Annotated in this window: 10 protein-coding genes; 8 read left to right on the top strand and 2 right to left on the bottom strand. The window is 65.0% G+C overall.

Going from position 1 to position 10687, the window contains the following annotated elements:
• Window positions 1–143: 143 nt before the first annotated feature.
• From POF53_RS25490 to lnt, 5 genes are all read left to right on the top strand, one after another.
• Window positions 144–689 carry a tetratricopeptide repeat protein gene (locus tag POF53_RS25490; RefSeq protein ID WP_203648151.1) on the top strand — a complete coding sequence of 182 codons (546 nt, stop codon included), beginning with the start codon at window positions 144–146 and terminating at the stop codon, window positions 687–689.
• A gap of 179 nt (window positions 690–868) precedes the next feature.
• Window positions 869–1867, top strand: a complete 999-nt coding sequence (locus POF53_RS25485; RefSeq protein WP_203648152.1) for a PhoH family protein — start codon at window positions 869–871, stop codon at window positions 1865–1867.
• Window positions 1860–2333 (top strand): rRNA maturation RNase YbeY, encoded by a 474-nt coding sequence (gene ybeY / locus POF53_RS25480; protein WP_203648153.1) that lies wholly within the window; start codon window positions 1860–1862, stop codon window positions 2331–2333. The genes POF53_RS25485 and ybeY overlap by 8 nt, the downstream gene beginning before the upstream one ends.
• Before the next feature lie 26 nt (window positions 2334–2359).
• Window positions 2360–3199, top strand: coding sequence for a CorC family transporter (locus tag POF53_RS25475; RefSeq protein WP_203648154.1), 840 nt, complete (start codon window positions 2360–2362; stop codon window positions 3197–3199).
• Between the two features lie 8 nt (window positions 3200–3207).
• Complete coding sequence (gene lnt / locus POF53_RS25470; RefSeq protein ID WP_498969981.1) at window positions 3208–4725, top strand: apolipoprotein N-acyltransferase; 1518 nt, start codon at window positions 3208–3210, stop codon at window positions 4723–4725.
• A gap of 151 nt (window positions 4726–4876) precedes the next feature.
• On the opposite strand, the gene POF53_RS25465 is transcribed toward lnt, so the two are convergent.
• Window positions 4877–5638, bottom strand: coding sequence for a YdcF family protein (locus tag POF53_RS25465; RefSeq protein WP_203648156.1), 762 nt, complete (start codon window positions 5636–5638; stop codon window positions 4877–4879).
• A gap of 125 nt (window positions 5639–5763) precedes the next feature.
• Window positions 5764–6078: a hypothetical protein gene (locus POF53_RS25460; RefSeq protein WP_110737917.1), complete on the bottom strand. Its 315-nt coding sequence runs from the start codon at window positions 6076–6078 to the stop codon at window positions 5764–5766.
• Between the two features lie 240 nt (window positions 6079–6318).
• Between POF53_RS25460 and leuS the strand changes: the two genes are divergently transcribed.
• The 3 genes from leuS (at window position 6319) to holA (ending at window position 10668) form a co-directional block, all read left to right on the top strand.
• Complete coding sequence (leuS, locus tag POF53_RS25455) at window positions 6319–8925, top strand: leucine--tRNA ligase (protein ID WP_203648157.1); 2607 nt, start codon at window positions 6319–6321, stop codon at window positions 8923–8925.
• A 62-nt stretch (window positions 8926–8987) separates the two neighbouring features.
• Window positions 8988–9593 carry an LPS-assembly lipoprotein LptE gene (locus POF53_RS25450; RefSeq protein WP_203648158.1) on the top strand — a complete coding sequence of 202 codons (606 nt, stop codon included), beginning with the start codon at window positions 8988–8990 and terminating at the stop codon, window positions 9591–9593.
• A 37-nt stretch (window positions 9594–9630) separates the two neighbouring features.
• On the top strand, window positions 9631–10668 hold the full coding sequence (gene holA, locus POF53_RS25445; protein ID WP_069016289.1) for a DNA polymerase III subunit delta: 1038 nt from the start codon (window positions 9631–9633) through the stop codon (window positions 10666–10668).
• Window positions 10669–10687 lie beyond the last annotated feature (19 nt).

Raw genomic sequence — 10687 nt, 5'->3', positions numbered from 1 at the left:
CGGCACAAGGCCGCTCCTACACAGTCAGCCGATTCGCCAGCAGGACAGAAATTCGAGTAAAACTTTGTAAGGTAGGCGCTGCTTATCCCATAATGTGCCACCAGAGACATTGGCCGTAGCTTTGCAGAGGTAAGTCGATCCCCATGAACCGCACCGGCCGCGCCCTGACCCTGGGCTGCCTGTTGCTTCTTCAGCCCCTGCTGGCCCTGGCGGAGGGCGGTAACTCGTTGCTGATTCCGGCGGCGGGCCGCTGCACTCTCGATGCTGCGCCCGAGGACCAGGAGAACGCCCTGAAGGCCTGCGAGCAGACGGCGGAGTCCGGGGATGCCGAAGCGCAGTACGAGCTGGGCGAGTTCTACTACAGCGGCACGCCGCGCCATCTCGACAAGGCGCTCAAGTGGTTCGAAAAGGCCTCGCTGCAGGGCCAGGGGCAGGCCCAGTACCGCCTCGGCTCGATGTTCTTCCATGGCGAAGGGGTCAAGGCCAACAACGTGCAGGCCTACATCCTGCTCAAGATCGCCGCGGTCAACGGCGCCGAAGACGCCCTGGACATGGCCGACGAAGTCAGCGGGCAGATGCCCCGCGACGAGCTCGAGCACGCCACCCAGGTGCTCGGCCAGATCTTCCGCAAATACCTGCTGGAACTGCAGAACGCCGAAGGCCGCACGCCCTTCTCTCCCCTGCCCTGAACCGCCTCGAGCCCTGTGCGGTCCGCCGGCATCATCGTTTCGTCAACTTGCCCTGCCATGATCGACACGCGGATCGGAAGCGTCGTACCGACCCTTGATCGTTTCAGTGCTTTCGCCACTGCCACTCAAGGGTTATTCTTGAGTTCACATTCATTGCCGTCGAGCGGCTAAAAACGACCTTGAACGCACCCATACAACCCCATCGTTTCATCCTCGAGCCCTTCGAGGCCCATCGTTTCGCCAACCTGTGCGGCCAGTTCGACGAGCACCTGCGCCTGATCGAACAACGCCTGGCTATCGAAATCCGCAACCGCGGCAATCAGTTCGAACTGATCGGCGAACCCAAGACCACCTCCGCCGCCGAACAGTTGCTGCGCCGCCTCTATCGCGAGGCCAAGGCCACCGACCTGTCGCCGGAAACGGTCCATCTCTATCTGCAGGAATCGACGGTCGAGAACCTCGAGAACCCGGCCGTCAACGAAGTCAGCGTCTCGCTGCGCACGCGCAAGGGCAACATCCGCCCACGCGGCGTCAACCAGCAGCGCTACGTCAAGGAAATCCTGGCCAACGACATCAACTTCGGCGTCGGCCCGGCCGGTACCGGCAAGACTTACCTGGCCGTGGCCTGCGCGGTCGACGCACTGGAGCGTGAACAGGTGCGCCGCATCCTGCTGGTGCGCCCGGCGGTCGAGGCCGGCGAAAAGCTCGGCTTCCTGCCCGGCGACCTCGCCCAGAAGATCGACCCGTACCTGCGCCCGCTCTACGACGCGCTCTACGAGATGCTCGGCTTCGAGCACGTGGCCAAGCTCATCGAGCGCCAGGTGATCGAGATCGCACCGCTGGCCTACATGCGCGGCCGCACCCTGAACAACAGCTTCATCATCCTCGACGAGAGCCAGAACACCACCCTCGAGCAGATGAAGATGTTCCTCACCCGCATCGGCTTCGGCTCGACCGCGGTGATCACCGGCGACATCACCCAGGTCGACCTGCCGCGCGGCACCAAGTCAGGGCTGGCCCATGTGATCGAGGTGCTCAGGGACGTCCCAGGTATCAGCTTCACCCATTTCCAACCCAAGGATGTGGTGCGCCACCCGCTGGTGCAGCGCATCGTCGAAGCCTACGACCGTTTCGACGCCCGTCAGGCCAAGCCCGAGGCACCCGGCAAAGATGCTTGAACTCGACCTGCAACGGGCCACGGACGCCGCCGCCCCCGACGACAACGCCTTTCGCCGCTGGTGCGAGCTTGCCTTGCGCCAGCGCAGCGCCGACTCCGAGATGACCATCCGCCTGGTCGACGAAGCCGAAGGCCGCGAGCTGAACCACACCTACCGGCACAAGGACTACGCGACCAACGTGCTGTCCTTCCCCGCCGATGTGCCCGACGAGCTGCTCGACATCCCGTTGCTGGGCGACCTGGTGATCTGCGTGCCGGTGGTCGAGCGCGAGGCCGCCGAACAGGGCAAGGCCCTCGAGGCGCACTGGGCGCACCTGGTCATCCACGGCTGCCTGCACCTGCTCGGCTACGACCACATCGAGGACGATGAGGCCGAGGAGATGGAAGCGCTGGAACGAACATTGCTGGCGGAACTGGGTCATCCGGACCCGTACGCCGACGACGAAGCCGAATCAATCACACACTGACACTGCAAGGATCACGAGTAACCGCCATGAGCGAAGACCGATCGAGCAACGGGCAAAAGTCCTGGCTAGGTAAACTGACCCAGGCTTTTGCCCATGAGCCGAAAAACCGCCAGGAGCTCCTCGAGCTGCTGCGCGAAGCCCATCAGAACAAGCTGCTCGACAGCGAAGCGCTGACCATCGTCGAAGGCGCCATCCAGGTCGCCGACCTGCAGGTGCGCGACATCATGGTGCCGCGCTCGCAGATGATCAGCATCAAGGCCAGCCAGTCGCCACGCGAGTTCCTGCCGGCGGTGATCGACGCCGCGCACTCGCGCTACCCGGTGATCGGCGAAAGCCACGACGATGTGCTCGGCATCCTGCTCGCCAAGGACCTGCTGCCGCTGATCCTCAAGGAGAACGGCGACAGCTTCAACATCAAGGACCTGCTGCGCCCGGCCACCTTCGTGCCCGAGTCCAAGCGCCTGAACGTGCTGCTGCGCGAATTCCGCGCCAACCACAACCACATGGCCATCGTCATCGACGAGTACGGCGGCGTGGCGGGCCTGGTGACCATCGAGGACGTGCTCGAGCAGATCGTCGGCGATATCGAGGACGAGCACGATGTCGAGGAAGACAGCTACATCAAGCCGCTGCCCAGCGGTGACTTCCTGGTCAAGGCGCTGACGCCGATCGATAACTTCAACGAGTTCTTCGACAGCGAATTCTCCGATGACGAGTTCGACACGGTCGGCGGCCTGGTAATGAGCGCCTTCGGCCACCTGCCCAAGCGCAACGAGACCACCGAGATCGGTCACTATCGTTTCCGTATTCTCAATGCCGACAGCCGCCGGATACACTTGCTGCGCCTGACACCGATCAATCGTTAAGGAACGACATGCGCTGGATCACCCGCCCCGGCTGGCCCGGTAACCTGCTGGCCATGGCGGCCGGCGCCTCCACCCTCCTGGCCCTGGCGCCGTTCGACGTCTGGCCGTTGGCCATCCTGTCCATCGCCCTGTTCTACGCCGGCCTGCGCGAACTGACGCCGCGCCAGGCCCTGGGCCGTGGCTGGAGCTTCGGCTTCGGCCTCTACGGCGCCGGCACCTGGTGGATCTACGTCAGCATGAACACCTACGGCGGTGCCTCGCCGCTGCTGGCGATCGCCCTGCTGCTGGCGTTCTTCGCCTGCCTGGCATTCTTCTTCGCCTTGCCCGCCTGGCTCTGGGCGCGCTGGTTGCGTCGTGACGAAGCGCCACTGGCCGATGCCCTGTGTTTCGCCGCCCTGTGGTTGCTGCAGGAGGCCTTCCGAGGCTGGTTCCTCACCGGTTTCCCCTGGCTCTACGCCGGCTACAGCCAACTCGACGGCCCGCTCGCCGGCCTCGCCCCGCTGGGCGGCGTCTGGCTTGTGTCCTTCGTCCTGGCCTTGAGCGCCGCCTTGCTATGCAACCTGTACCGCCTGCGTGAGCGCCGTGCGTTCCTGGCCGCTGGTGCGGTGTTGCTGGTGGCGCCGTGGATCCTCGGCCTGACCCTCAAGGACCACGCCTGGACCAAGCCGGCGGGCGATCCACTGAAGGTCGCCGCCCTGCAGGGCAACGTCGAGCAGGACCTGAAATGGGACCCGGCGCACGTCAATGCGCAACTGGCGCTGTACCGCGACATGAGCTTCAGTTCGAAGCCCGTCGACCTGCTGGTCTGGCCGGAAACCGCCGTGCCGGTGCTCAAGGACCAGGCCCAGGGCTACATCGACATGATGGGCACCTTTGCCGCCGAACGGCATTCGGCGCTGATCACCGGGGTGCCGATACGGCAGATGGTTCACCACCAGCGCCGCTACTACAACGGCATCACCGTGGCCGGCGAAGGCGACGGCACCTACCTCAAGCAGAAGCTGGTGCCGTTTGGCGAGTACGTGCCGCTGCAGGACATGCTGCGCGGCCTGATCGAGTTCTTCAACTTGCCGATGTCGGACTTCGCCCGCGGCCCCGAGGACCAGCCACTGCTGCAGGCCAAGGGTTACCAGGTGGCACCGTACATCTGCTACGAAGTGGTCTATCCCGAGTTTGCCGCAAGCCTCGCCGCGCGCAGCGACCTGCTGCTGACCATCAGCAACGACACCTGGTTCGGCACCTCGATTGGCCCGCTGCAGCACCTGCAGATGGCCCAGATGCGCGCGCTCGAGGCCGGTCGCTGGATGATCCGCGCCACCAACAACGGCGTGACCGCGCTGATCGACCCGTTCGGCAGGATCACCGCGCAGATCCCGCAGTTCCAGAGGGCCGTGCTGTACGGCGAGGTGGTGCCGATGCAGCAGCTGACGCCTTACCTGCAATGGCGCTCGTGGCCGCTGGCAATTGTCTGCGTGCTGTTGCTGGGCTGGGCGCTGCTAGCCGGCCGGATCGCCAAGACCGTCTGAGCGACGACGCCTCCTGTAGGAGCGGCCTCGTGCCGCGAAAGGGCTGCGAAGCAGCCCCGGGGTCTTGGCGTACATGCACAGATCGCGGGGCCGCCTTGCGGCCCTTTCGCGGCACGAGGCCGCTCCTACAGAGGGCCGTGTGCGCTGGGCATCAGTAGAACAACCGATACCCCAGCAAACCCACCGCCTCGTTCAGCAACTGCCCGCTCTGCCACATGGCCCGGCTTTCCGGCAGCAATCCCGCGAACGGTCTTGCATGATCGCGCCCGAGGAAACCCACCGGCGCCGGCACCACCTCGAACCCGGCCCGTTCAAAGCTCCAGCGTGCACGCTGCATGTGCCAGGCCTGGGTCACCACCACCACCCGCCGGATGCCCAATGGCTGCAACACCTTCGCGCTGAACTCGGCGTTTTCCCAGGTGGTGTGGCTGGCTTCCTCCTTCCAAGTGACCTTCACAGCAAAATCGGCCTGCAGCCGATCAGCCATCAGCTGAGCCTCGCTGGGTGGCGTGCCATAGTGCAGGCCACCACTGGTCAGCACCGGCAACCCCGAGGCCTTGGCCAGGTGGGCGGCATAGCGCATGCGCTCCAGTGCCACGTAGGTCGGCTGGTCAGTACCGGCCCACGCCGGATCACCGCGCTCGCGCCCGGCGCCCAGAACCACAATGGCATCGGCCCTGGCCGCCAGGCCCGCCCATTCATCCGCCATCAACGCAGGTTCTGTTTCAAGGGCCCGGGCCACCTGCTCGACGGTCAACGGCAGACTCATCAGCCACAAACCACCCACGCCCAGGGCAAAGCAGGCCGCCGCCAGGCGTGGGCGGCGACGGCGCCACCACCAGGCGACCAGCAACAGCAGGAACAGGATGCCGGGCGGCATCAGCCATTGTTTGATGAAAAAGCGGATCGGCATCACACACCTCCATGGAAGGCGTGCAGCCTAAGAGGATCGGCACCGGGCCTCAAGGGCAACCGGCGCCGATCGATGCGTGCATTGCGAAAACCGGCGCGTAGTACCGCGCCTGCAACCCTGAACGGCTATCGGGACGGCAACGTCCTGGAGCTGGCTGGGGCGCCGGAGCGCTTGCGGTCCTTGAGCCAGACGATCCTGGCCGAGGACGGCTCCGGTTGCGGGTAGGCACCGGCACTGGCAAAACGGCCCTCCGGGAGGGATTCCAGGTAGGCCTTGATGACCTCGAACTCGGCATGGCTCAGGCCACGCAACTCCAGTTCGGCAGGCATCTCGTCGCGCAATCGCACCGAGGTCCGGGCCACTTCCAGTGCCAGGCCCAGGCGGTCGATCAGGCGTTCGTAAAGCTCCGGCTTGTTTGCGGTTAGTTGCGACTCTCCCATCCGTTCACCTCATTGAAGGTAAGAATATCTCCCCCCACAGATGAGCTTAGCGTCACTCGCAAAAGCGGCCGGGCGCTGCGACCAACGGCCCGCGCGACGGGCGATGCAATCAGGGTTTCCCACGACGCGCGGCGCTCATGTATGCTACGGCGTTCACTCTCATAAGATCCCGGAGTGCCGGACGCAGCGAGGTCGAGCTGCCTGGAACATGTCTCTTATTCCTCTCAATACAAAGTAGCCATGCACGAACAATACACGCCCCGTGATGTAGAAGCCGCCGCCCAGAATGCCTGGGACGAGCAACAATCGTTCGCTGTCACCGAACAGCCAGGCAAAGACACGTACTACTGCCTATCGATGTTCCCGTACCCGAGCGGCAAGCTACACATGGGCCATGTGCGCAACTACACCATCGGTGACGTTATCGCCCGCTACCAGCGCATGCTGGGCAAGAACGTCCTGCAACCGATGGGCTGGGACGCTTTCGGCATGCCGGCGGAAAACGCCGCGATGAAGAACAACGTCGCTCCGGCCAAGTGGACCTACGAGAACATCGACTACATGAAGACCCAGCTCAAGAGCCTGGGTCTGGCCATCGACTGGTCGCGTGAAGTCACCACCTGCAAGCCGGACTACTACCGCTGGGAGCAGTGGCTGTTCACCCGCCTGTTCGAGAAAGGCATCATCTACCGCAAGAACGGCACCGTGAACTGGGACCCGGCGGACCAGACCGTACTGGCCAACGAGCAGGTCATCGACGGCCGTGGCTGGCGTTCGGGCGCGCTGATCGAAAAGCGCGAAATCCCGATGTACTACTTCCGCATCACCGACTACGCCGACGAGCTGCTGGAAAGCCTCGACGAGCTGCCGGGCTGGCCTGAGCAGGTCAAGACCATGCAGCGCAACTGGATCGGCAAGTCCCGCGGCATGGAAGTACAGTTCCCGTACGACCAGGCCAGCATCGGCCACGAAGGCACCCTGAAGGTCTTCACCACCCGTCCCGACACGCTGATGGGCGCCACCTACGTCGCCGTCGCCGCCGAGCACCCGCTGGCCACCCAGGCGGCCCAGGGCAACCCGGCGCTGCAAGCGTTCATCGACGAGTGCAAGAGCGGCAGCGTTGCCGAGGCCGACATGGCCACCCAGGAGAAGAAGGGCATGGCCACTTCCCTGTGCGTCGAGCACCCGCTGACCGGCGAGAAGCTGCCGGTATGGGTCGCCAACTACGTGCTGATGCACTACGGCGATGGCGCCGTGATGGCCGTGCCGGCCCACGACGAGCGCGACTTCGAGTTCGCCCACAAGTACAACCTGCCGGTCAAGGCAGTGGTGCGCACCAGCGTCGGCGACGAAGTCGGCAGCGAGTGGCTGGCCGCCTACGGCGAGCACGGCCAGCTGATCAACTCCGGTGAATTCGACGGCCTGGACTTCCAGGGCGCCTTCGACGCCATAGAAGCCGCGCTGATCCGCAAGGACCTGGGCAAATCCCGCACCCAGTTCCGCCTGCGCGACTGGGGCATCAGCCGCCAGCGCTACTGGGGCTGCCCGATCCCGATCATCCACTGCCCGTCCTGCGGCGATGTGCCGGTGCCGGAAGACCAGCTGCCGGTCACCCTGCCAGAAAACGTGGTGCCGGACGGCGCCGGTTCGCCGCTGGCGCGGATGCCCGAGTTCTACGAGTGCACCTGCCCGAAATGCGGCAGCGCGGCCAAGCGCGAAACCGACACCATGGACACCTTCGTCGAGTCGTCCTGGTACTTCGCCCGCTATGCCTCGCCGAATTACGACAAGGGCCTGGTCGATCCGAAAGCCGCCAACCACTGGCTGCCGGTGGACCAGTACATCGGCGGCATCGAACACGCGATCCTGCACCTGCTGTACGCGCGCTTCTTCCACAAGCTGATGCGTGACGAAGGCCTGGTCACCTCCAACGAGCCGTTCAAGAACCTGCTGACCCAGGGCATGGTCGTCGCCGAAACGTACTACCGTGTCGCCAGCAACGGCGGCAAGGACTGGTTCAACCCGGCCGATGTCGAGATCGAGCGTGACGCCAAGGCCAAGATCATCGGCGCGCGCCTGAAGACCGACGGCCTGCCGGTGGAAATCGGTGGCACCGAGAAGATGTCGAAATCGAAGAACAACGGTGTCGACCCGCAGTCGATGATCGAAGCCTACGGCGCCGACACCTGCCGCCTGTTCATGATGTTCGCCTCGCCACCCGACATGAGCCTGGAGTGGTCCGACTCCGGCGTCGAGGGTGCCAGCCGCTTCCTGCGCCGTGTCTGGCGCCTGGCCCAGGCCCATGTGGCCCAGGGCCTGCCGGGCCAGCTGGACATCGCCGCCCTGAGCGACGAGCAGAAGGTCATCCGCCGCGCCATCCATGCCGCCATCAAGCAGGCCAGCACCGACGTGGGCCAGTACCACAAGTTCAACACCGCCATCGCCCAGGTGATGACCGTGATGAACGTGCTGGAAAAGGCGCCACAGGCCAGCGCCCAGGACCGCGCCCTGCTGCAGGAAGGCCTCGAGGCCGTCACCCTGCTGCTGGCGCCGATCACCCCGCACATCTCCCACGAGCTGTGGAAGGCGCTGGGCCACGACCAGGCGGCAATCGACGCGGCCTGGCCGACGGTCGACGAAAGCGCCCTGGTGCAGGACACCGTGACACTGGTGGTGCAGGTCAACGGCAAGCTGCGTGGCCAGGTCGAGATGCCGGCCGCCGCCAGCCGCGAGGAAATCGAAGCCGCCGCCCGCAACAACGAGAACGTCCTGCGCTTCACCGACGGCCTGACCATCCGCAAGGTCATCGTCGTACCGGGCAAACTGGTCAACATCGTCGCCAACTGATGGCAACGCCCGCCTGCACACCCTGCAGGCGGGCGTAATCGGTCCACGAGGGAGCAACACACATGATCAAACGCAATCTGCTGGTAATGGGCCTGGCTGTCCTGCTCAGCGCCTGCGGTTTCCAGCTGCGCGGCACCGGCACCACCGAGCTGACCATCAAGGAGCTGGACCTCAGCGCACGCAACGCCTATGGCGAAACGGTCACCCAACTGCGCCGCACACTGCAGAACAGTGGCGTGAAGGTCTATACCGGCGCACCCTATAAGCTCGTGCTCACCAACGAGCAGGAATCCCAGCGTGCCGCCACCTACAGTGGTGGCAACCGCTCGGCGGAGTACGAGCTGACCGTCGTGCTGAACTACGCGGTCGAAGGCCAGAACGACACGATCCTGCTGGAAGACAAACTGCAGGTGCAGAAGTATTACGTGTACAACGGCAACAACATTACTGGTTCCGGCCAGGAAGCCGTCCAGGTACGCCAGGAAATCCGTCGTGACCTGGTACAAGGCATGATGGTCCGCCTCCAGCAATTGACCCCGGCACACCTCGACGACCTGCAGCGCAAGGCCAACGAGCGTGCCGAAGCCGAAGCCCGGGCCATGCAGGAAGCCCAGCGCATCCAGGACGAGACGCCCCAGCAGTCGCCGCTGGAAGTCCCGGCTCCCTGAGCCTGATCGGGGCACCTCAGGTGCCCCGCCTCTCCCCATGAAGCTCGCTCCCGCCCAACTCAACAAGCACCTGCAAGGCCAGCTGGCGCCCGTCTACATCGTCAGCGGCGACGATCCGCTGCTGTGCCAGGAGGCCGCCGACGCCATCCGTAGCGCTGCTCGGCAGCAGGGTTACGACGAACGCCAGGTATTCAGCGCCGACGCCAACTTCGACTGGGGCAACCTGCTCCTGGCCGGCGCCAGCCTGTCGCTGTTCGCCCAGCGCCGCCTGCTGGAACTGCGCCTGCCCTCGGGCAAACCCGGCGACAAGGGTGCCGCCGCGCTGATGGAATACTGCGCCAACCCGGCCGAGGACACGCTGCTGCTGATCAGCCTGCCCAAGCTCGATGGCAGTGCGCAGAAGACCAAGTGGGGCAAGGCCCTGATCGAAGGCGCGCACTGCCAGTTCATCCAGATCTGGCCGGTGGACGCCCAGCAGTTGCCACAGTGGATCAACCAGCGCCTGTCCCAGGCCGGTCTTTCGGCCCAGCGAGACGCCGTCGACCTGATCGCCGCCCGGGTCGAGGGCAACCTGCTGGCCGCCGCCCAGGAGATCGAGAAGCTCAAGCTGCTGGCCGAGGGTAACCAGATCACCGTGGAGACCGTCCAGGCCGCCGTCGCTGACAGCGCCCGCTTCGATGTCTTCGGCCTGGTGGATGCCATTCTCAACGGCGAGGCGGCCCACGCCTTGCGCATGCTCGAAGGGTTGCGCGGCGAAGGTGTCGAGCCTCCGGTGATTCTCTGGGCCCTGGCCCGCGAGCTGCGCCTGCTGGCAGGGCTTGCACAGCAGTTCAGCCAGGGTGTGCCACTGGACAAGGCGTTCAGCCAGGCACGCCCCCCGGTGTGGGACAAACGCCGCCCGCTGGTGAGCAAGGCCTTGCAGCGCCTGTCAGCTCAGCGCTGGGCCATGTTGCTGCAGGATGCCCAGCGTATTGATGCGCAGATCAAGGGGCAGGCAGAGGGCTCGCCCTGGACCAGCCTGGCGCGGTTGTCGCTGCTGATGGCCGGACAGCGATTGGCACTGCCTGCCGAGTAAAACCCATCGCGGGTCAAGG

The sequence above is a fragment of the Mitsuaria sp. RG genome (assembly GCF_028369275.1).
GTDB classification, from domain to species: domain Bacteria; phylum Pseudomonadota; class Gammaproteobacteria; order Pseudomonadales; family Pseudomonadaceae; genus Aquipseudomonas; species Aquipseudomonas peradeniyensis.
The sequence above is the reverse complement of the archived record's forward strand: the minus strand, read 5'-3'. Positions and strand labels throughout refer to the sequence as shown.